Raw genomic sequence first — 22,578 nt, 5'->3', positions numbered from 1 at the left:
CTTTTTACCAATAATTAACATAATTTTATTACATTGATATAAAATTTACCCATTGAGCAAATTATACAAATACAATCCATTATTTCTGTGGTTCAAAAACCCCAAGACAGAGAAGAAATTTAATCTTAATAGCTTCAAAGATGATTTGTATGCTCTACGTTTTGTTATTGTATTAGGTACGACTCTAAGTATTATCTTTATTTTCGTAGATGTCATTCGATACAAAGCAGATTTTATATCCATTGCTTTTCGTGGAGGAATGGCCCTCATTCTCATTACTTTAGGTGGGTTAACATTTCTATTTAAAAAGAACAATTTCAAATTTACTCAATACATGGGGATTTTGATTGCCCTTTTTGTTTCCTCTATTTTCTTTTTACACTATCATTTTAATGATGATCCAGCTTTTGATATTTTCCTATCCAATATTTTAATGGTATTAATATTTATTACCTCCACCATTATGGGAATGCGTTTTAGATATGCTTTAATGGTGAATACAATCAATTTTGTAGGTTACATATTCTATATAGAAAACATTAATTATTCAGCAATAGCAGAAAGACAGATTTCACAACTTTTCGTGATCTATATGGTGGGAATTTTAGCTTCTTATCTACTTGATCGTCAAAAAATGACAGCTTTTATCAATAAAAATGAATTAGATTTAGAAGTCAAGAAAGTTGATGAACTGAACAAAGTTAAGAATAAACTCTTTTCTATTATTTCCCATGATCTTCGGGGTCCGATTGTTTCTTTAAAAGGGATTTTAGGTTTATATAAAAAAGGCGGTATTAGCGAGACAGAATTTAAGCAACTAACCAATAATCTAGAAAGCGATCTAAACAGCTCATCCAATCTTTTAGATAACTTACTAGCTTGGTCAAAAAGTCAATTACAAGGCTTGGAAATCAAAAAATCTTCGATCAATATTAATGAAGAATTTGAAAATTTAAAGAAGTTATTCGATTCACAATTAAAATCGAAAGGCATTATATTGGATATTTCAATACCGGGAAAATCGACCATTTATGCTGATAGAGAAAGTATTCAAATTGTCCTCAGAAATATCATTTCCAATGCCATTAAATTCACACCATGGGGAGGACAAATTACCATTTCTGCAAAAAAGCAAAAAGACAATAAAGTAGAACTCAACATTAGCGATTCAGGGGTGGGAATGCCCCCAGAAAAAATAGCCCAATTATTCCAGGTAAATAGAGACACGCTGATTGGGACTTCTTCAGCAAATGGTGCTGGAATTGGTCTTTTGCTAGTAAAAGAATTTGTTGAATTAAACAATGGAAAGGTGTCGGTTGAAAGCTCCATTGGAAATGGCACAACATTTCATGTTTTGTTACCTACTCAATAAGCTGCGGAACTTTTTAACATAAATTGGCTTTATTAGAAATCATTTCAATTCTAATGAGGCAATTCCATCATTTAAAATTAATTTTGCAATATGATATTAGTTGGCAATGCAGTCATCACTGATGACATTAAAGATAAAAATTTTGTTTGCAACATTGAAAAATGCAAAGGTGCTTGTTGCGTGGAAGGCGATTTGGGTGCTCCTCTAACAGAAGAGGAACTCCCTATAATGAAGGAAATATACCCAAAAGTAAAGCCTTATTTATCAGCAGAAGGTATTAAAGCTATAGAAGAGCAGGGAGAGTACATAGAAGATTGGGAAGGAGATTTTAGTACCACCACCATAAACGAAAAAGAATGTGCTTATGCGGTTTACGATGAAAAAGGAATTTTGAAATGTGGCATTGAACAAGCGCATAATGATGGAAAAATCGATTTCCTAAAGCCTATATCATGTCATTTATATCCTGTCCGGATCACAAAATATGATGACTATGATGCCTTAAATTATGACAGGTGGGAAATTTGCAATCCTGCTTGCGATTTTGGTGAAAAATTGGGTGTACCTCTATATAAATTCTTGAAAGATGCTTTAATTAGAAATTACAGCAAAGAATGGTATGAAGAATTGGTAAAAGAAATTGAAGTTGATAACTCAAAAGATTAATTCTTTAAGTTGGGAAGTGTCACAGTAAAAGTTGTACCCTTCTCAACTTCCGAATCTACTTGAATTTCTCCTTTTACTTTTTGTATGGTTTCTTTCACAATGTAAAGTCCAATACCAGTGCCTTTCCCCAGATTTGAAGCCCTAAAGAACATATCAAAGATTTTATCCAAATATTCATTTTCTATCCCTAATCCATTATCTGAAATTAGTATTAAGGCTTTTTCAGCATCGGTTATAATCCTGATTTTCACAAAAGGATTGTCCACAAAAGGATTGAAATATCGAATAGCATTTGATATGATATTATTGAAAATAACCTTCAGTCTTCTTTTATCAGAATAAAACTCGACCTTTGATTCAATCTCAATTCTCTTATCAATTCTATCAAAATTTTCTAAGTATTGATAGTTATCAAAAGTTTCTTGTACTATTTCATCAAAATTGATATAGTCAGCTTGTACTTCCTGTCTGGCATTACGTGATAAGTCAACTATATCTTTAATAAAAGCATCTAATTTATTGATACTTTGATCTACTAGATGTAAATAGTGATCTAACTGCTCTTTGTCAGTTTCTTTTCTTGCTAGATTAATGAGACCTTTAACAGAGCTGAGTGGTGCCTTCAAATCATGTGAAGCACTATAAACGAAACTATCTAGTTCTGTATTCAATTTCTTTAATTCCCGATTTTGCCTTTTGAGTTTCTCTTGAGCACTTTTCATAGCACTTACATCTCGAATTGCGCCATCAAAATATTTAATCCCGTCCTCATCCTCGCTAACCATACTGCTTATAAGACCCGTAAAAGTTTCACCATTTTTCTTACGGAATTTTACCTCCACATTAGTTACAGCCTGTTCTTTAATCAACAACTTCCCTAATCGCTCCCTGTCATCTGGATTGGCATAAATACTGTTTAATTCAGAATGATTATATAGCTCTTCTTTAGACCTAAAACCAAACATTTGCACAAAAGCCTCATTTACGAAAATTAATCCGCGATCATGTGAACTTCTATAAATTGCCTCAGAGATGTTTTTATTAACCGAAGCAATGATATGCTCATTGCTTTTTATTCTTTCAGAAGCTTCAAAGCTTTCAGTTATATCATTTGTGAGACAAGCTACTGCTTGAATATTTTTATGCACCTCTACGGGGAATATTTTAGAATCCACTACCTTAACAATATTTCCACCTTCACTATAGAAATCTCGATAATTTTCTTCCTCGCCTTTTAATGCAATATTTATTCGATGGATGGTTTTATCAAATTCACCAGATAATTCTTCCTGTTCCAAAATATTCATTCCTACTTCCGGAACTATTCCATATTGAGCCTTGAGATGACTATGAAATTTCTTATTGAAAGCCAAAAAGTTAAACTGGGAATCCACCATCCAAACCATAGAATCGAGACTATCAAATATACCTCTTAAACTAGCTTCTTGATGCAAAATTTCACCGACCTGAAATTGAAGTTTGTCATAGAATTCAATTTTTAAATCTTGGTGAGCTTGATCTAACTCTTTAAAATCAGATATAATGCTATTTAACAGACCATAAACTGGACTCAAGGTATCCGTCTTATCAAAGGCCACCAAATCTGTATTTTCCTTCTCCCAAGTAAAATCAGTCAGTATATCGGTGATTTCAGCTAAGGAATTACTGCTGTCTGAGGTCAATAAAGATTCCTTTTCCTGTAACTTTTTAACCATCTTGACTAACTCATCCTTACTAAGTGAATTTAAATATTCACCTGAAAATTGCTGAGATTCCTGTCCATTTAAAGCATATTCAACAGCAATTTCTGGCTTTCCTACTTTTTCAATCCCCATAACATGCTCAGGTTTATGAATGGCGTACATATCTAATATGACTTTCGCAACTCCTTGGTAAATAATTAGAATTTGAGACCAATATTTTCTAAATGATAAATCAAAAAAATGAATCTCTTCACGTGCAGAGGAAGGAACATTACTTAGTTGCGTAGCATCCAATATAAAAGTCAATTTTTTCCCTTTCTTTACCAGAGCTGCTTGCTGCAGATTTTTAAAGAATAGCTGTGCTTTTTTTCCATCCGCCTCACCTTCAGTAATGACATATAGAATACGATTCTCTATCAATAAGTAATAACATCTATAATCTTGAAAATCGGTAATAGATAAATTTTCCAAAAGCTCATAATTGAGGTCTTGGTTGTCTAAAATATTAATTATTTGGTCTAAATATCTTACCTTCAAATCAATAGTGATTTATAAAATGCTACATCACCTAAAAATATGTAAAAATAATGGCAGAAAACGGACTGAACTCTTAAAATATAGTTAATGTAGTGTATGTATCAATTCTTAAGCTATTTTTCTTACAATTGTCCAAATTAGTCCGCACTTTTGAGGGAAATAACAAGCCTTCACTTTTAATAAAATAAATAACAAGTTGTAAAAAAAGCCCAAATCAATTAAATGAAATGGGCTTCTACTCATGATGTTAAAAATACTTCTACCTTTGAAATCCTCTTAGTTTTATCTCTGTAAGCTTTCTTTTCGTATCCATAGGGAAATCGCCTTTCATCATCCAGTCGTAGTAGCCTGATTCTTTTTTCAAGACATCTTCCACTGCCTGCCCCTTGTGTTTACCAAAATTAAACACCTCTATTCCGTCATCATTAAAGACAAATCGCCCTGCTAAATCTACCATGTTGTCATTTGTGATTTGATGTAAGGTTTCAACATTATTTTCAATTGTACCTAGTACCTTACCCTTTAAATCCATTAAACTTTCACCTTCGTACCTTTTGATCTGTGCATCCAACACCTCAAGTGTTGCCAATGTATCCGCTTCAGCAGAGTGAGCATCCACCAATTCTTTTCCACAATAGAATTTATATGCAGCGGTTAAGGTTCTTTTTTCCATCATATGGAAAATCTTTTGAGCATCTAATAACTTGCGCTTTGAAATATCAAAATCAACATCCGCCCTTAAGAATTCTTCTACCAAAACAGGGACATCAAATTTTAAAATATTGAAGCCTGCAAGGTCACATCCATGTAAAAAAGATGACAACTCCTTAGCCATTGCTTTAAAAGTAGGTTTGTCTTTCACATCTTTATCGTAAATACCATGGATCAAACTGCTCTCTAATGGAATAGGTCTCTCAGGATTTACTTTTTCGGTATTTTTGATGACATCACCATCAGGCATCACTTTCACGAAAGAATACTCTACTATTCTGTCGTTGACTACATTGGTTCCGGTTGTTTCCAGGTCAAATATGACCAATGGATTTTTGAGATTTAAAAACATATTTTATTTAACTAAATTTTGAGCGGTTTCTTGAAGGTTTAAGTTTCCAAAATGCCCTGAACTTAAAAATGCAAAAGTGGAGACCTTTCCTTTTTGGTTATCCAATGCCTTTTTTAATTCATTTTCATCATCAAAAAACTGTAAATCTGCTTTATTAAAAGCTTCTTTAAGATCAGCTTCAGTTAATTTATTATCCCCTTCAATTTTTAAATTAGCAGGATTAATGTAAACAAATGCTACATCAGCATGCTTTAATGTATCTTTATATTCTTTTAAAAATTCACGATCCAAACTGCTGAAAGTGTGTAATTCATAAGCAATACAAATTTCACCATGTTTGAATTGGTGATGCAAAGCATTAACAGTAGCTTTTAACTTAGAAGGTGCGTGGGCATAATCTTTATATACCCTCACATCATTATTTTCAGCTAATAATTCCAATCTATTCTTGGCTCCCTTAAAAGAAGTGATGGCTGCATAGAATTTATCAGCAGGAACACCTAAAATATCACACACTTCTTGAGCAGCTTTTATATTTTGAAGGTTATGCTTACCAAAAACGTTGATTTTCACTTCTCCATGCTCTTTAGTTTTCAGATAAGTTATACCATTCTTAATTTCAGCATCATGAGCAGCATAAGGGATTTTACGAACATCCTCTCTTTCTTTGGCACCTACTATATTGGCTAGATTATCTTCTTCGCAATAAATTAAAGACCCAGCCTTAGGCGTTTTATCTGCAAATAAATCAAATTGCTTAGTATAATCTTCAAAAGTGGGGAATACGTTTTTATGATCCCATTTGATGCCTGAAATCACCCCAATATGATGATCATATTTCAAGAATTTAGGCTGTGGATCTAATTTTGAGGACAAATACTCATCTCCTTCTATAATGATAATAGCTGCATCCGATATTTGAACAGTTAAATCAAAACCTTCAATTTCAGCGCCAACTAGATAATCAAATGTCTTACCGGCTGATTTTAATACATGCATGATCATGGCTGTAATTGAGCTTTTTCCATGACTCCCTCCAATTACAATTCTCTGCTTATTGGCAGAAACCTCCCGAATAAATTCTGGGAAGGAGAAAATTCGTAAGCCTAATTCCTGTGCTTTCTTCAACTCAGGATTATCTTCCTTAGCGTGCATCCCTAAAATGACCGCATCTAAATCTTTGTGGAGCTGATCAGGATTCCATCCAATAGAAGGATTTAATCCGGCAGCTTTCAGTTTTCCTGCGGCAGGTTCATAAATTTCATCATCCGAACCTGTTACTTTAATATTTCTTTTTTGAAGGGCTAAAGCTAGATTATGCATCACGCTCCCCCCAACCGCTATAAAATGTACTTGTTTTATATGATTTAAATCCATTGAGTTTATATTAGATTATCCAAAAATAGAATAAAGTTTATGCTGTGGCAAATTATCTTAAGTTTTTAGATGTTGATAAGCTGTGGATAAGTTGTCGGAAACTTGGTCGGTTTTCACTCAATTTAAAGAAAATAATAATTTAGCTTTGTTAGCTTTTGAAAATACAAATTAAGCAGGGGAATATATGGAGTCAAAGAAATCATCCGCATTAAGAATAGGTCAGAAAAACAAAAAGCTTGATATAAGCGATAATATGGGGAAAATGCCCCCTCAAGCGGTTGAATTGGAAGAGGTCGTATTAGGTGCTCTGATGTTAGAAAAAGATGCTTTGACCAATGTTATAGACATCTTAAAACCCGAAAGTTTCTACAGAGAAGCTCACGAAGAAATTTACAAAGCGATCGTTCAACTTTTCAACAATTCAGAACCTGTTGATTTAATGACGGTTACTAATCAGCTGAGAAAAAACGGAAAATTAGACCTGATTGGTGGAGCTTACTATATCACTTCCCTTACTTCAAGAGTAAACTCAGCTGCCAATATTGAATATCACGCCCGAATCATTGCTGAACAAGCCATCAAAAGACAGCTCATTAAAATTTCCCGTGAAATTCAGGAAGATGCTTATGAAGACACCACCGATGTTTTCGATTTATTGGACAAAACCGAGCAGGAATTATTTGATGTCACCAACTCCAACATCAAAAAGAATTATGCGGATATGTCCTCTTTAATGAAGCAAGCATTTGTGGAATTGGAGGAAAGAAGAAATCATACCGATGGATTAACGGGTGTACCTACAGGATTCTCCGCACTTGACCGCGTGACTTCGGGTTGGCAGAAATCAGATATGGTGATTATTGCGGCAAGGCCAGGTATGGGGAAAACCGCTTTTATAGTTTCAGCCCTAAGAAATGCCGCTGTGGACTTTAAACAGCCCGTTGCTATCTTCTCTTTAGAAATGTCTTCTGTGCAGTTGGTAAACAGATTGATATCATCTGAAGCTGAACTGGATTCGGAAAAAATTAAAAAAGGTGACTTAAAAGATTATGAATGGCAACAGTTAGTGCACAAAACAGCTGCATTAACCGAAGCCCCAATTTTTATAGATGACACTCCTGCCCTATCCATTTTGGAATTAAGAGCAAAATGTAGAAGATTAAAACAACAACATGATATTCAATTGGTTGTGATTGACTACTTACAATTGATGTCAGGAGATACTTCCAAATCAGGTGGTGGTGGAGGAAACCGTGAGCAAGAAATCGCTTCTATTTCCCGATCCTTAAAGAATATCGCCAAGGAATTAAACGTACCAGTAATTGCGCTTTCTCAGTTAAGTCGTGCGGTAGAAACCCGTGGCGGAGATAAACGACCACAACTTTCTGATTTGAGGGAATCAGGATCTATCGAGCAAGATGCCGATATGGTAATGTTCTTGTATCGACCGGAATATTACGGCATAACGGAAGATGAAAACGGAATGCCAACTTCCAATGTGGGTGAAGTTATCATAGCTAAGCACAGAAATGGTTCATTAGAGACCGTACCATTGAAATTTATCGGTCGATTTACCAAATTTTCAGATCTTGACTCACCAGGCAGTGATAGCGGAGTGCCAGGGTATGGAACTACTTTCCCTTCTCAAGCGGGAGTTCCTTCTGAATTTGACGATGCTCCTAGTGCCGTTACTTTACCTAGCAAGGCAACAGGAAAGGATAATCCACAGGATTCAGACGAGGCTCCGTTTTGATATATTACTAGGTACTGTGAATCAAAGCTACTAACAAGTTTTACCAGTAATTCGTATATTTACCTTATGAGTAGAGAAGAAGTAAAGACAGCAATCAATGAAATGTTAGAAAAAATTCCTGAGGAAGCTCTGCAGGACGTGTTTGATTATTTAAAGTCAGTACAAGATAAATCAGCTGCATCAATCACATTATCTAAAAACCTAAGAACTATCTTGAAGGAAGATAAAGAGCTTTTAGAAAGATTGGCAAAATGATTTCTGAGAAAGAAGCTATTGAAATTCATGCCATATTAATTGACAAATTTGGTGGCTCAATAGGTATTAGAGATAAAGAATTATTAAACTCAGCTTTAAATCGCCCATACCAGACATTTGACGGTAAGGAGTTATACCCAGAGGTAATTGACAAGGCTGCTGCAATCCTTGAAAGTATTGTTAAAAACCACCCTTTTTCAGATGGTAATAAAAGGACTGGATATGTCCTTGCTAGACTTATCATAATGGATAAAAATTTAGATATTTATGCCGATCAAAATCAAAAATATCAATTAGTGATTTTAGTTTCCAGAGGTGAGGTGAATTTTGATTATATTAAGGATTGGCTCAAAAAACACGTAAAATAGCAATTTTTTACTGCTTATAGCATAGAATAATGAAGGAAAAAAACGATTTCTAAAAAACCAATAGAAGAAAAATACAAATATGAAAGCACTGATTATAGCAGACAATAATCAATTAAAATTTATAGATAAAGAAATTCCAAAACCTAAAGAAAATGAGGTTTTGGTGAAAATAAATGCTGTCGCTCTAAACCACAGAGACCAATTTATCAGAGAAGGAAAATATCCGGGGATCAGACATGGGACTATTTTAGGTTCAGATGCTTGCGGTACTGTTATAGAAACAGGTGCGCAAGTGGATAAGGTTTGGAAAGATAAAGAAGTATTAATCAATCCTAATGTAGATTGGGGCGAAAATCCTAAAGTTCAATCGCCTAAGTATCATATTTTAGGAACACCTACCGATGGATTATTTTGTGAATATGTGACCATTGACGCTGAAAAAATAGCTGAGAAACCTGCCCATTTAAGTTCCGAAGCTGGGGCTGCCCTTCCCTTAGGTGGAATGACCGCTTACAGAGCATTATTTCATCACGGAAAATGTCAAAAAAGAGAAAACGTATTAATATCAGGCGTTGGTGGCGGAGTTGCGCAATTTGCCCTCCAATTTGCCATGGCAAAAGGAGCCAACGTTTATGTGACCTCAAGTGATGAGACAAAAAGAACAAAATCCATCGAATTGGGAGCAAAGGATGCTTTTAATTACAAAGATTCAGACTGGGTAAAAAAGGCGAAAGAAGTATCAGGTGGATTTGATTTAGTAATCGACAGTGCTGCTGGTGATGGCATAAATGACCTTATTAAGTTAATGAAGCCTGCTGGAAGAATTGTTTTTTATGGCGCTACACAAGGCAAACCACATAACCTTGATGTGCACCGCATGTTCTGGAACCAAATCACACTGCAAGGCAGCACTATGGCGAATGATGATGAATTTAAAGCCATGATTACCTATGTGAAGAAAAACAGAATTGAGCCTATTATTGATTCTATTCGCCCCTTTGATGAAATAATTGATGCTTTTGAAAAGATGAAGGATGGTAAGCAGTTTGGGAAATTAGTGGCTAGGTTTTAGGAGATGATGAGTGTTTGAATCTTTTGTAGGGAGAAGGCATGAATTGACCCTTCAAAGGATTCAGTTCGTTGTACTCATATGACTCTGCCATTTAATTAATGTATATTTTCTAGTACCTTTCATATCTGCGAATGATATAAACCCATATTCATAGCAAAAAAGATAAACATCCCCTTTCTTACTCTTCCAATAGTGGGTGAAATAATTTGAATTGAAACCATGGTTGGCTAGCACTTCTGCCCTTACCGTAGCCTTCCCCGCTCGATTATAATTCTTTAAGATTCTTCTATTGAGTTTCAGCTGTTTGTCCACAGCTCTAAAAATCGAATCTTCTTTCTGTTTGCTCCTCTCGTAATGGTAATTTGATTTGCAATAAGTCGTACAGAATTTCTTTCCTTCCCTGCCAATTACTTCTTCACCACAATTTAGACAAGCCTTCATAACTAAACATTTTAACGTTTAATAAACGTTTAAATCTATGATTAAATTTTCAAGTACCGAAATTTTTATCGGTGTTTGTAATTAAAAAAGAATATGAAAAATCTTGATAAAATGGTAAGCTTGCGTCATTTACAGATTGACGGAAAGCGCATGATTGGTATAAAATTTTATCCGGACAAGGTTTTACAGGCATTGGTGAAAAGCCTTCCTAACCCTAAATGGCATAAAAAGTCCCAAATGGTTTGTATAGAAAATACCAAAGAAAATTACTACATGCTATTGGAAAGGTTTAAAGGAGTAGCATGGATCGATTTTCGCTATTTTTCCAAAAAGGGCTGGCAAGGTAGTGATGATCCTACATTAGTTATCCGAGCTTATAAAAAGAGAGCCCTTGCTCCTGACGTTAAAAGATGTCCTGAGAATTATCTTAATGAACTAAATCAAAGACGATATGCCTGTAGTACTGTCAAGAGTTATATAGCATGTTTTGAACGCTTTATCAACTATTACAGCAAGAAAAAAATGACCGAATTAGGGGAAGAGGAAATCAAAAAATTCATTCAGAATTTAATTGATAAGAAGTATAGCGATAGCAGTGTGAATATGCATATCAATGCCATTAAATTTTACTATGAAGTGGTTGAAAAGATGCCGAATCGATTTTACGACTTTGCCAGACCACAGAAGGAAGAACGGCTTCCAGAGGTATTAAGTAAGGAAGAGATACTACAAATGATAGCTAACTGTCATAATTTAAAGCACAAATGTATCGTAAGTTTACTATATTCGGCAGGACTAAGAAGGAGTGAATTATTGAATTTAAAACTAACAGATATTGACAGTGGAAGAATGTCGATTTTGATCAGGCAAGCAAAAGGGAAAAAAGATCGTATATCAATTCTAGGAAATACTATATTAGATGACTTAAGGGCCTATTTTAAATCCTACAGACCAAAAGTGTTTTTATTTGAAGGTGCTCAAGGTCAGCAATATTCTAGCACTAGTGTTTCAAAGATCGTAAAGAAGACGGCTCAAAGAGCAGGAATCAAAAAACGCGTTACTCCCCATATGCTCCGTCATAGCTTTGCGACACATTTATTAGAGGCTGGCACAGATTTACGTTACATTCAATCCTTATTAGGCCACAATAACAGCAATACGACAGAGATTTATACACATGTTGCAGTAAATGCTTTTAAAAAAATAAGAAATCCATTAGATTGCCAGACATAATAGATATATAGTCACCAGGGGGTGACTATATTCAATTGTTAGCGAGAATTACAGCAGTCAATAATGAAATTACAAGCAAGATGTGAAAATTGTAAAGCTTACTTATCTTTTCATGCAAATGTTGCGGACAGATTTGAGCTAGCAAGAAAAAGAGGAGAAAAGATTGATTTAAGTTGTTCACACTGCGGGACGAAGAAAGCATTTAATATGAATGAAATCAAAGCAGTAGAAAATAAATTTTTATCAATAGCTGGCCTTCTCATTTTTCTGGGCGGGACCGTTGGACTATTTGCCTATTTATGGCCATATTTTTTCAAAACATCATATATTTATGCAATAGCAGGACTTATCGGAGTATTGACCATTCCTTTTTTCATCTACCAAGCAATTAACCATGGACAAGAGAATAAGGTACAGTATTTCAACTCGAAGAGATACGGCTGAAAACTACATAGTCTCGCTAACATGATATAAAACCCATTTGCTCACCACCTTGTAGCAAATTGACTGCTAAATAGCCCGTAATTTATGCTTGCTTTTCATAGCTGGCAACCAAGGATATTGCAAGTTGGGCAAGCATAGTACCTAATTATTCTGAGCTTTTGCAATTAAAGAAGTGTATCAGTTTGCGGAGAAAGCATAAATTACTACTTTCAGTATTTTATAACCTAGTATAGCAAACGGGTTTTATACAGGCGTTACAGCACATCGTCAGAACCAAATGGATATAATCACCATAAGTAAAATTACAGCTATTCTTGGAACCATCTTTTTGATTTATAGGAATGATGAAAAATCCTCAAATTATATTGGTGGAATTCTAATTATATCATTTGGACTAACTATTCCGAAATTGCCAAACCTAATGTCAGCTGGATTAATTCTCTATATTTTAACTCTAACAATTACAATCTGGCTTTTAGTAAAAAGTAAGATTAAAACTGATTCTAGGTCTTTTACTATAATATTTCTAGCCGGATTTTTTGTGAAAGAGGGGTTCTTTCTAAACTTCCCAAATTATGCGATCTTCTATTATCTAACATTTGCTTTGGTACTACTCTATTTTTATTTCTTATATAGGAGATCCGCTAGCGTTCTAGTTATTACGACAATCCCAGCAGTAGACTATTTAATAACTCTCTACTCTCTCTTATAACAAAAACGTGCTGTAACATCATATAAAAACCCATTTGCTCACCACCTTGAAGAGATTGAGCAGTAAATAGCCCGTAATTTATGCTTGCTTTTCATAGCTGGCAACCAAAGATAGTGCTTTGGTCAAGTATAGTGCTTAATTATTCTAAGCTTTTGCAATTAAAGAAGTGTATCAGTTTGTGGAGAAAGCATAAATTACTACTTTCAGTATTTCATAGCCTAGTATAGCAAACGGGTTTTATACAGGCGTTAGTGACAATTCGAACTAATCAAAACAGAAATAAAACTAATGAAGATTTTTTTAAAATGTACTCTGTCAATCTTGACATTTTTGATATTGAATCTTAGCAATACGGTTTTTGCGCAAAATGAAGAAGTTGTTAAAGAATTAATTGTCGAAGAAGTAATCAACAGAACCATTTCTGCCAAAGAAAAGCATACTTATGCTGTTCAATTAGACAATGGTATGGCAATCACCGGAAAGGTTATTCAGATAGGGATAGACTTGGTAATCGATGTGTATAAACCTAATGGGGAACTTTTAAAGCAAATTGACAGTCCAAACGGAAAAGACGGAGATGAACCGATTGACATTACTGCCAATCAATCAGGCATATATAAATTTATAGTTCATTCTCTCGATAAAGATGCTAAAAAAGGTAATTACGCTTTAAAAGTTGATCAGATCATAAGCTTGCCAGAGAATACTAAACGTATAACAAAAAGAGAACTCCCAACAGAAACGCTATACAATCTGTGGGAAACTTCACTTACCGATAATAATGCTATTGACAACTTCCTAGCCAACCAGCACCAAAGGCATATAATTGAACCAATTGAAGGTGACAATGACAATATGTTGGTCACTTACTTTTGTATGCCAAATCATAATACAGAATATGTAATGTTAAGTGGAGGGCCTGATTTTTTAGGATTGAGATTTCAGCAATTACCAAGCACAAAACTACATTTTGTTACGCAGAGAGTTCCTAAAGATGCTCGTTTCAATTATGGCTTCAATTATTTTATTTTAGATAAAGCAGGTCCAAATGGCGAAATTGAATATAGAGATGTCATACACGCTTACGATGGAACCGTTGAAATGCCAAATGCACCTATACAGAAGTATATTAATGAACGGGAAAATGTAACTAAAGGAACATTGTTACAAACTTTAATCAAAAGCGAAATTTTAGACGAAGACCGGAGAATAACTGTCCATACACCTGTAAATTATGACTCGAAGACACCTCATAATCTTTTAATCGTTTTTGATGGAGAATCATATGGAGCAAGACCCAATCGAAGTTCAAGAATACCTACACCAACTATAATTGACAATCTTATAGCAGAGAACAAAATCACTCCTACTGTTACCATTTTAGTGTGGTCAATGGGTAAACGCAGTAAAGATTTGGTAAGCGAGAAATTTGGCGATTTTATTACGAAAGAGCTTGTTTCTTGGGTACGTTCGGAATATAATATTCATCCCAATCCTGACAAGGTCGTTTTAGCAGGTTCAAGTCGGGGAGGTTTTGCGTCTAGTTTTATTGCCTTCAGACACTCAGATGTAATAGGAAATGTTCTTTCACAATCAGGTTCTTATTGGATAAAAGGAACTGAAAATGAAAACCATTGGATCTACCCGGAAGAGAATGGAAAACTAATTAATTTATACAAACAGAGTAAACGATTGCCAATCAAGTTCTATATGGATATTGGACTATATGATGCCGGTGCATCAATGCTTGGAATGAACAGACAGTTTCGGGATATTCTCGAATTAAAAGGCTATGAAGTAGATTATCGTGAATTTAAAGGTGGGCACAATTACGTTAACTGGCGAGGAACACTTTCAGATGGATTAATAGCTTTGATTGGGACAGAGTAAATCGAAAAAAATGCACATAACACTATATATGAAATCATAGCACCCTGCGGGATGCTACGCTTCATATACTTAGCGTTGTGCGTCATATAGTAAAAACCAAAATGAACAGAAAAAAAGAATTGATTTACCTAATACTCATATTGACATTGAACTATTCTTGCGTTGAAAAGAAATCAACCGAAAAAGAAGTAATTAAGCAAGAATTGGTAAATACCTCACAAACTGACGCTTTAAAATTTACTTCGGGAATACGTGCAATCTTTCAAGACAGTAAAGGCAATTATTGGTTTGGAAGTCATAATGAAGGAGTATGCAATTACGATGGGAAAACATTTAAATACTTTTCAACTAATGAAGGTTTACAAGACAATCAAATCCGTTCAATTCAAGAAGATAAAAACGGAATAATTTGGATTGTAACGGCAAGAGGTGTGAATAGCTATAATGAAGGTAAATTCACGAGTTATGCAACTGAGTTTAATTCTCCAAAATCAGACTGGAACACTACAACTGGAAACTTATGGTTTTATGCGGGAGAAGAAGATGGAATAAATCGTTTTGACGGAATAAATATGAATTATCTAATTTTCCCAAAACCTAAAAATGATAATCCGAATAAATCTTATGGTGTTACTGATATCTCAAAAGATAGAAACGGTACAGTTTGGATTGCAACTTATTCTGCATTATTCAATTACGATGGGAATAAAACAAATCTTTTTGACCAAAAAAATATGAAACTTGAAGACAATGAATTTTTACATATCAGAAGTGTCTTGACAGATTCAAAAGGGCGGATTTGGATTGGGAATAATGGAATAGGTGTAATACTTAAAGAAGGAGATTTCATAACTCATTTCTCAAAAGAACAAGGAAAACTAATTCCAATGAATGAGTTTGAAGAAAACATTAAAACGGAACAACTTTCTAAAAATACAGGATTACAATCCGTTTTTGCCATTGAAGAAGATTCAGAAGGGAACATTTGGTTTGGTGATAGAGATTCAGGAGCTTGGAAATATGACGGTAAGACTTTGACAAACTATACCATTGACAGCGGATTATCTAAATCAATGATTTGGACTATCTATAAAGACAATAGCGATAATTTACTTTTTGGAATGGCGAATGATGGAGTTTATAAATTTAACGGAGAAACATTTGATAAAACGTTTTGAAAAGAAATACGAACGCACAATCGAGTAGACGGCCGTGAGCCATAAGCCCACGGTGCGCCTCTCATCCGCTGGCTAGCGGATACGGGTCTCGTATACAGCGGTTCACTGAATGACTACTTGCGTCCTTAAGTAATAAGAAAGGATTGATTCATACCCTTTTCTCCTAAGTCTTGATAAAGTGATAGTGGTTATCAAGATTGGGCTTTGGGCTATTGCCCAGCCTCCCTTTCTTGTCCTGCTCCATGCATATGCATGGACTTTATCCACCCCTAATCGAATTAAGTTTTTGCGTTTCCTCTCTGGCTTTTTCTCCGCCAACTGGCGGACCATATACAATATCGAAGTCGGTTCCGTAGCCACTCATCGAGTGCTTTGAGCTTGACCTGTATGCTGACGAGTCGGTAATTATTGACCCACCCCCTGCATACTTCTGCCAGTTTCTTGAGCCGTTTTTCAAACTTGTAGGGTCTGGTTTTCTTGGTTATTCCTTTGAGTTTACGCTTGAGCGAACCCCAACTGCTTTTCTTTGCCACCAATTGGTATTTACCCTTTTCTTCTTTCTTGTAAGTGGGTACAAATCCGTGACCCAGCAACTCAAAGTTACTCGGTCTTCTGATCCCGCTTTTTTCCTTGTTGATAGGCAGTTTCAGCTTGCTTTGTAAAAACAAACAAACCTCATTCCCTATCCTCTTGGCTTCTACTTTTGATTTCGTGTAAATACTGAAATCATCTGCATAGCGGACGTATCTGTATCCTTTTCTTACCAATTCCTTGTCCAGCACATCCAACCTAATATTGGATAATAATGGGCTAAGGGGCGAGCCTTGTGGCATTCCTTTCTTGCGCCTAATTAGCTTCCCTTTAATTAATATCGGGGGTCTAAGCCATTTGCGGATTAGCGTCAAGGTAATACGGCATTTGACCTTTTGGTACAGGAGTTCCAGTAGTACAGCGTGGTCTACTTCATCGAAAAATCCCTTTAAGTCTATGTCCACTATGTCCTGATAGCCATCATTGATGGACTTCAAGGCTTGTGTCACTGTCTTATGGATATTCTTCTCCGGTCTAAACCCGTAGCTGTGGTCTTCAAAGTCAAGTTCATACCTGCTCATCAACACTTGGCTAACGGATTGTTGCAACCATCTGTCTATTACCGTGGGAACTCCCAACAGTCTTACGTTCCCATTGCTTTTGGGAATCTCAACACCTCTGATAGCTTGTGGTACATAGCGATGGTTCAGAATGTCGGTCAATATCCTGTCCCTATTAACCTCAATGTGTGAAGTTAATTCCTGAACTGACATGCCGTCCACTCCTGATGCTCCTTTATTGCGCACCACTTGGCGGTGCGCTTTGAGCAGGTTTTTCCGCTTAAATACTTGTTCTATCATATGCGTTAATCTGTTACAAGCTGTTTGCTTAAGGATAGGCTATTCACATATAGCGAACTCCTATTCGAATTAAAACAGCATTCAATGTTCAGTCCTTTCCGCCAGCTGGCGGATGAGACCATCAGGGGTATGGTCTTAGCAATCCCTGCTCATTACTATCAACTACTATGACCTCTGCTGACTTCTATTCAATGTTCCAGACATCTAGAGACCTCCCTAGGTAAGGCACTTATCTTTCTCCCTATTTCTGCTACATCTACCCAACACCACTAACAGCACGGCCTTTGCAATGGTGTGCTTGCTCAACCACGGTTATTGAGCCTCCGTATGTAGTTTCTGTTCGTCAAAATCCGCTAGCTAGCGGACCGTTTGGCTTCCTTCAGTCAATGAATCACTTCATCCGACCCCCGACTAAAGTACGGGGCAGGCTTTGCCACTTGCTAGTATGCTTCGCTGCTCGCATACAAGGGACTTGCACCCTCAAGATAATCTGAGTATCTTTCAACTCGTGCCATGCTAGGCACACACACATAATATAAAACATTTGGGGTTCAGTGGTTTACGGGCGTTTGGTTCTCGCTTCAGCATTCTTATCGGTGGACAAGAACGTAGCCCGAAAACCCAACCGTTTCATATTGTAAAACGTTGTGGACAATGACGTGCTAAGTTAAAGGGACATGCTTTACAAAAGTTAAAGGCACATTCTTTACACTTTCCTTGAGCAAATGAAGATATCGGACAAACATATAGCCGAAATAGCTGATCTCCTAGATGCGGGACAAGTTTGCTATTTCCACAAGCAGACAGGAAAAATAGAACATCACACAGACCCTGAATCCCCATTCTTTGATCCCGACCAGTGGAAAGATATAATTTCATTAATTAAAAAGGACAGAGATGCTTTTGTGAAATTTGACCCAATGGACAGTAGGGAAAGCTATCAGATCATGGTTAATTTTGCTCATTCAATAAAGGACATGACAATATCCGAGAAGCTGTTATACATATTATCTCAGCCAAAACCATTTCAGAATTTTAAGCATCATATTCAGTACTTAAATTATATAGACGACTGGTACAAATTCAAGCAGACAGCTATGATGGATTGGGTCAGACAGCAAATAGAAGAATAGTAAAAAGTGCAGAACATTGCTTAAAACCCATTTGCTCACCACCTTGTAGCAAATTGACTGCTAAATAGCCCGTAATTTATGCTTGCTTTTCATAGCTGGCAACCAAGGATAGTGCTTTAGCAAACTCTAGAGCCTAATTATTCTAAGCTTTTGTAATTAATGAAGTGTATCCGTTTGTGGAGAAAGCATAAATTACTACTTTCAGTATTTCATAGCCTAGTGTAACAAACGGGTTTATATAGGCGCTATGCCATTAGAGAAAATGCCGACTAATAAATTAATAGAATACATATCAAAATTCATTCAACTTAACAAAGAGGAAATACAAGCTATTTCTTCCCAAATTCATATTAGAAATTACAAATCAGGAGATATTCTATTAAGAGAGGGGGATGTTTCTAAGGTATCCTATTTTAGCTTAAAAGGATGTGTGAGGATGTACTACCTATTTGATGGGGAAGATAAAACAACATTTTTTTATACTGAAAATTGTTTTTATATCCTCAATGCGAAGTTTTACAACAAAGATTCCTTCAAATCATAATTTAGAGTGTATTGAAGATTGTGTTTTAGCAGAAATACCATATGATGTTGAAAGAGCATTATTGATGAGATTCCCAAAACTTGAAAAATTTGCTCGACTTTCATTGGAACAAGAATTAGCCAACTATCAAGAGATTCTATCCTCTTACATTATTTCTAATCCTGAACTACGATACCGAAATTTGCTTGAAAACCATCCTGAATTGCTTCAGAGAGTCCCTCTCTATCATTTAGCCAGTTACATAGGCATTAAAGCAGAAAGTTTGAGTAGGATAAGAAAGCGGCTAGGTCAAAAGACTTCTTAACTTAAGTCAATTTAAACCTTCAAGAGATTTCTGATTTTTGTATTCAAATAAAAAATAGAAAATTATGAATTATCAAAAATTTAGTTTGCTGTTTGGGTTTTCCGTGTGGTTAATAGCAACCTTAATCTTCAGGGTTTGGGGTCACTCCTTCTTTATAATAGAAAATTCTCTTCTTTTGACAGGTTTCTTTTTAGGAACAATTCCAATTTTGTTTATGCTATCGATGTGGGTATTTAATAAATTTCAATTGATAGGAAATAAACGACTTGAAAGTGCGACCTTAATGACAATTCCAGGAATGCTTTGCGATGTTGCTTGTTTGAAATTTCATCACCTCGTTTTTCCGAAATTGACAATTGAACAATCTATAGTACTGGGGGCTTGGATATTATGGGCATATGTAATCGTATTGCTTATTGGGGTAATGAAAAGTAGAAATAAAAACGGCATAGAACGATAAATATACGTAATGCGGGGAGTTTTGGTAAATTCGAACTTTAAAGCATTTAATAAACAAAACAGCGGTTTGACAGTAAAGTGCCTTGAAATCCCGCAATACGCATATTCGAGCCGTTACAGACAATCCTCGATGAAAAACACTTTATTAACAATCATATTTTTATTTACCTCATTAACTACTTTCAGTCAAACTGACGGAATAACAGAGATTAAGAAACTTTATCAGGAGACTCAGGACAATAAATCTATCTACAAGACGCAGACACAAGATGATTTTGAAAATTCATCCGAGGGAGGAGTAATAATAGCATATAAGGACTCAAAAGAAGTTCGTTTAATTGAAGCAAAGTACTATGGACACATGGGAAAGACGGAGGCGGAATTCTATTACCTGAACGGACAGATCTATTTTATTTTCCTCAAGGAATTTCGATATAACATGCCACCTACAGAATCGGGTTTCGATCAGACCAAAACAACAATGGAGGAATCTAGATACTATTTTTGGGACAACAGAATGATCCGCTGGATCAGCCCAGATGGCGAGAGTGTGGATACGGAATCACCTGAATTCATGAAGACATCAATAGAAAATTATGACTGGGCTAATGAACTTTTAGAGAAGAATAAATAAAGTCTGTAACACTAGCTATGACTGAATGAGGGTTAATCAGTCAGGAAAATTTGGCGGCACTTGGAAAGTCAGCCACAATTTGTAAGTTTATTAATTGATGTGGCAATTGGATGTTTATTGCAATTCTACTGCTTTCTTATTCCCACTCAAGCCCGAAATAAGGACTTCCTGCTAGCCTGAAAAGAACCGTTAGTTTAACAACCTACGATCAATTGAAATTTGCTTTATGAGTGGACTATTTCTTAATTGCGCTTTTTTGATAAAATAATCCATAGCACCATTGCGCTTAAAATTGCAGCGAAAAAACACCATACTGAAACCACATATTGGGCGTAGAATATTTCTGTTAAAACATAAGCTAGAAGTATTGAGGCTCCTAAAACCCACATCTTCTTATTAGAAGTGATAAAAGGAGGAATAGCAGTTGAACCCAAATAGAACACCCCTCCTATTATGCCAAATTGCTGAATGTAGGATTGGCTGTATGAAATATGGTCACCTAATATCTCTGCTTGAACTTCTACCGTAAAGAGAAAATATCCTAATACTACAGCAACAAGCATTCCCATACCGATTAATAATTTGCCTACAGTAGCTTTCAACCCCATATTCTTTTCGAATTTGTAGATTGACAAAGGTACCCAGACAGGCCAAAGCACTTGAGCGAAGAAAATAAAAGCATGAGCAGAGATGCTTTCTATAAAAGTAAAGTCCGGATTAGTCAATGACAGCCACACAAAGCCTTCTGCAATTTGCTGTAATCCAAAGAAAAGCGGAATGCTTGCAAATGGAATTTCAGAAGACTTCTTAGTTTTCATTAGAGACACCGTACCAACTGAGGTCAAAATCGCCCCTGCTGTAAAACTTGCACCTGCTGAAAAACACATATTAAAATATTTATGTTACAAAAACGAAAAACGCTTTCTAGCCAAAGAAATTTTCCTTAAAAAGGAACGCTATTCATCGATCTATGCTGCGATCTATGCTGAAAAACTTATTTCATGAAGGTAGTAAAATTATAAGTGATAACTTATTCTTTCAAGATTTAACTCCCAGTTGACAAGTGAGAATTAAAATCATAGCTTTTAACAGTATATTTTCGTATCTTAAGATAATTACGGTATGAAAAAAATAGCATTTCCAATATAACTAAAGATGCTCTTTCAACATAATATGCTTTTGGTATATGTAATTTCCATAAATCATCATGCATAAAAACCACACCCTAACTTATAAATATGCAGCTCAACCCTATTCATATAGCACTTTTGTCTCCAATAGCTAAGGAGAAGCTCTATATCAAATACATGGTGAGTTTAAGGTGCAAGTTAATGGTGCAAGAAGAACTTAAAAAACTTGAAATTAAGCACTTAGTAGTTGAACTAGGGGCTGTTGAGTTACTTGAGGATATCTCCACAGAGCAACGGGTATTGCTTAAGCAAAATCTACTTAAATCAGGCTTGGAACTACTCGACAATAAAAAAAGCATCTTGGTTGAGAAAATTAAGACCTGTATTGTTGAAATGATTCATTTTTCAGAAGACCAACCTAAGGTAAATTATTCTGAGTATTTAAGTGCAAAGCTTGGTTATGATTATACCTACTTGTCAAATCTCTTTTCTGAAGTAAAAGGGATAACCATACAGCAGTTCATTATCATTCATAAAATCGAAAAAGCAAAAGAGCTAATTCTTTATCAAGAAATGAATACTTCTGAAATATCTTATAAGCTTCATTACAGTAGTGTTGCACACTTTTCTAATCAATTCAAAAAAATCACTGGTCTTACCCCCTCCTTTTATAAAAAATTGAAAGAAAAGCGTCAAGGAAACTTAGAAGATGTATAATTGACATCTGATCTTAGCAATATTAAGCACGCACCCTAGCACAAATCCCTGACAAAACACAGCATCAGCAGATCTTAACTGCTACATCAGTGATTTATGTAAATCTCCTGGTTTTTTATGTAATACTTTCCTCTGCCTAACTATCTAATATTGTATCACGATAATAATGGTGCAACCTGACTGAAACAGGGATAAAAAGTTG

The 22,578-nt window shown here is 35.5% G+C and carries 22 protein-coding genes; 16 read left to right on the top strand and 6 right to left on the bottom strand.

Annotation, left to right across the window (positions count from 1 at the left end):
* Nucleotides 1–52 precede the first annotated feature (52 nt).
* Complete coding sequence (locus FTRAC_RS19035) at nucleotides 53–1,372, top strand: sensor histidine kinase (protein WP_013452285.1); 1,320 nt, start codon at nucleotides 53–55, stop codon at nucleotides 1,370–1,372.
* A gap of 90 nt (nucleotides 1,373–1,462) precedes the next feature.
* Entirely contained in the window at nucleotides 1,463–2,038 is a 576-nt protein-coding gene (locus FTRAC_RS00630) for a DUF3109 family protein (protein ID WP_013452284.1), read from the top strand.
* Here FTRAC_RS00630 and FTRAC_RS19030 read toward each other — a convergent pair.
* The 3 genes from FTRAC_RS19030 to FTRAC_RS00615 form a co-directional block, all read right to left on the bottom strand.
* A complete protein-coding gene (locus FTRAC_RS19030) occupies nucleotides 2,035–4,278 on the bottom strand; it encodes a PAS domain-containing sensor histidine kinase (RefSeq protein WP_013452283.1) in 2,244 nt (747 codons plus the stop codon). The two genes, FTRAC_RS00630 and FTRAC_RS19030, sit on opposite strands and share 4 nt — an antisense overlap.
* A 259-nt stretch (nucleotides 4,279–4,537) precedes the next feature.
* A complete protein-coding gene (locus FTRAC_RS00620; RefSeq protein WP_013452282.1) occupies nucleotides 4,538–5,341 on the bottom strand; it encodes a 3'-5' exonuclease in 804 nt (267 codons plus the stop codon).
* Nucleotides 5,342–5,344: 3 nt separating this feature from the next.
* Complete coding sequence (locus FTRAC_RS00615; protein WP_013452281.1) at nucleotides 5,345–6,718, bottom strand: UDP-N-acetylmuramate--L-alanine ligase; 1,374 nt, start codon at nucleotides 6,716–6,718, stop codon at nucleotides 5,345–5,347.
* Between the two features lie 184 nt (nucleotides 6,719–6,902).
* Between FTRAC_RS00615 and dnaB the strand changes: the two genes are divergently transcribed.
* The 4 genes from dnaB (at nucleotide 6,903) to FTRAC_RS00595 (ending at nucleotide 10,166) form a co-directional block, all read left to right on the top strand.
* Nucleotides 6,903–8,471, top strand: a complete 1,569-nt coding sequence (gene dnaB / locus FTRAC_RS00610; RefSeq protein WP_013452280.1) for a replicative DNA helicase — start codon at nucleotides 6,903–6,905, stop codon at nucleotides 8,469–8,471.
* 66 nt (nucleotides 8,472–8,537) lie between these two features.
* Nucleotides 8,538–8,726 carry a hypothetical protein gene (locus FTRAC_RS00605; RefSeq protein ID WP_013452279.1) on the top strand — a complete coding sequence of 63 codons (189 nt, stop codon included), beginning with the start codon at nucleotides 8,538–8,540 and terminating at the stop codon, nucleotides 8,724–8,726.
* The gene (locus tag FTRAC_RS00600; protein WP_013452278.1) at nucleotides 8,723–9,094 is read left to right on the top strand and encodes a type II toxin-antitoxin system death-on-curing family toxin; all 372 of its coding nucleotides are present in this window, start codon (nucleotides 8,723–8,725) and stop codon (nucleotides 9,092–9,094) included. The genes FTRAC_RS00605 and FTRAC_RS00600 overlap by 4 nt, the downstream gene beginning before the upstream one ends.
* Nucleotides 9,095–9,173: 79 nt before the next feature.
* Nucleotides 9,174–10,166 (top strand): quinone oxidoreductase family protein, encoded by a 993-nt coding sequence (locus tag FTRAC_RS00595; protein WP_013452277.1) that lies wholly within the window; start codon nucleotides 9,174–9,176, stop codon nucleotides 10,164–10,166.
* A 60-nt stretch (nucleotides 10,167–10,226) separates the two neighbouring features.
* Here FTRAC_RS00595 and FTRAC_RS00590 read toward each other — a convergent pair whose 3' ends face one another.
* Nucleotides 10,227–10,607 carry a hypothetical protein gene (locus tag FTRAC_RS00590; protein ID WP_013452276.1) on the bottom strand — a complete coding sequence of 127 codons (381 nt, stop codon included), beginning with the start codon at nucleotides 10,605–10,607 and terminating at the stop codon, nucleotides 10,227–10,229.
* Nucleotides 10,608–10,700: 93 nt separating this feature from the next.
* Here FTRAC_RS00590 and xerA point away from each other — a divergent pair, with 93 nt between their 5' ends.
* From xerA to FTRAC_RS00565, 4 genes are all read left to right on the top strand, one after another.
* Nucleotides 10,701–11,840: a site-specific tyrosine recombinase/integron integrase gene (gene xerA, locus FTRAC_RS00585; RefSeq protein WP_013452275.1), complete on the top strand. Its 1,140-nt coding sequence runs from the start codon at nucleotides 10,701–10,703 to the stop codon at nucleotides 11,838–11,840.
* A 63-nt stretch (nucleotides 11,841–11,903) separates the two neighbouring features.
* A complete protein-coding gene (locus tag FTRAC_RS00580) occupies nucleotides 11,904–12,284 on the top strand; it encodes a hypothetical protein (protein ID WP_013452274.1) in 381 nt (126 codons plus the stop codon).
* A 1,042-nt stretch (nucleotides 12,285–13,326) separates the two neighbouring features.
* On the top strand, nucleotides 13,327–14,886 hold the full coding sequence (locus FTRAC_RS00570) for an alpha/beta hydrolase (protein ID WP_245546009.1): 1,560 nt from the start codon (nucleotides 13,327–13,329) through the stop codon (nucleotides 14,884–14,886).
* Nucleotides 14,887–14,987: 101 nt separating this feature from the next.
* Nucleotides 14,988–16,064 carry a ligand-binding sensor domain-containing protein gene (locus FTRAC_RS00565; protein WP_013452271.1) on the top strand — a complete coding sequence of 359 codons (1,077 nt, stop codon included), beginning with the start codon at nucleotides 14,988–14,990 and terminating at the stop codon, nucleotides 16,062–16,064.
* A 278-nt stretch (nucleotides 16,065–16,342) separates the two neighbouring features.
* On the opposite strand, the gene ltrA is transcribed toward FTRAC_RS00565, so the two are convergent.
* The gene (ltrA, locus tag FTRAC_RS00560; RefSeq protein ID WP_245546007.1) at nucleotides 16,343–17,455 is read right to left on the bottom strand and encodes a group II intron reverse transcriptase/maturase; all 1,113 of its coding nucleotides are present in this window, start codon (nucleotides 17,453–17,455) and stop codon (nucleotides 16,343–16,345) included.
* A gap of 725 nt (nucleotides 17,456–18,180) precedes the next feature.
* Between ltrA and FTRAC_RS00555 the strand changes: the two genes are divergently transcribed.
* The 5 genes from FTRAC_RS00555 (at nucleotide 18,181) to FTRAC_RS00540 (ending at nucleotide 20,529) form a co-directional block, all read left to right on the top strand.
* Nucleotides 18,181–18,588, top strand: a complete 408-nt coding sequence (locus FTRAC_RS00555; RefSeq protein WP_013452270.1) for a UPF0158 family protein — start codon at nucleotides 18,181–18,183, stop codon at nucleotides 18,586–18,588.
* A 247-nt stretch (nucleotides 18,589–18,835) separates the two neighbouring features.
* Nucleotides 18,836–19,132, top strand: coding sequence for a Crp/Fnr family transcriptional regulator (locus FTRAC_RS19870; RefSeq protein WP_221405914.1), 297 nt, complete (start codon nucleotides 18,836–18,838; stop codon nucleotides 19,130–19,132).
* Nucleotides 19,095–19,436 carry a Crp/Fnr family transcriptional regulator gene (locus FTRAC_RS19865; protein ID WP_221405913.1) on the top strand — a complete coding sequence of 114 codons (342 nt, stop codon included), beginning with the start codon at nucleotides 19,095–19,097 and terminating at the stop codon, nucleotides 19,434–19,436. The genes FTRAC_RS19870 and FTRAC_RS19865 overlap by 38 nt, the downstream gene beginning before the upstream one ends.
* 64 nt (nucleotides 19,437–19,500) lie before the next feature.
* A complete protein-coding gene (locus FTRAC_RS00545; protein ID WP_013452269.1) occupies nucleotides 19,501–19,896 on the top strand; it encodes a DUF5367 domain-containing protein in 396 nt (131 codons plus the stop codon).
* A 129-nt stretch (nucleotides 19,897–20,025) separates the two neighbouring features.
* Complete coding sequence (locus FTRAC_RS00540; RefSeq protein ID WP_041649361.1) at nucleotides 20,026–20,529, top strand: hypothetical protein; 504 nt, start codon at nucleotides 20,026–20,028, stop codon at nucleotides 20,527–20,529.
* Between the two features lie 242 nt (nucleotides 20,530–20,771).
* Here FTRAC_RS00540 and FTRAC_RS00535 read toward each other — a convergent pair whose 3' ends face one another.
* Nucleotides 20,772–21,416: a DUF6629 family protein gene (locus FTRAC_RS00535; RefSeq protein WP_013452267.1), complete on the bottom strand. Its 645-nt coding sequence runs from the start codon at nucleotides 21,414–21,416 to the stop codon at nucleotides 20,772–20,774.
* Between the two features lie 351 nt (nucleotides 21,417–21,767).
* Here FTRAC_RS00535 and FTRAC_RS00525 point away from each other — a divergent pair, with 351 nt between their 5' ends.
* The gene (locus FTRAC_RS00525; RefSeq protein WP_013452266.1) at nucleotides 21,768–22,376 is read left to right on the top strand and encodes a helix-turn-helix domain-containing protein; all 609 of its coding nucleotides are present in this window, start codon (nucleotides 21,768–21,770) and stop codon (nucleotides 22,374–22,376) included.
* Nucleotides 22,377–22,578: the final 202 nt, after the last annotated feature.

Origin of the sequence: Marivirga tractuosa DSM 4126 (assembly GCF_000183425.1) — a bacterium.
In the GTDB taxonomy this organism is placed as follows: Bacteria; Bacteroidota; Bacteroidia; order Cytophagales; family Cyclobacteriaceae; genus Marivirga; species Marivirga tractuosa.
This window is presented reverse-complemented; position numbering and strand designations above follow the sequence as displayed.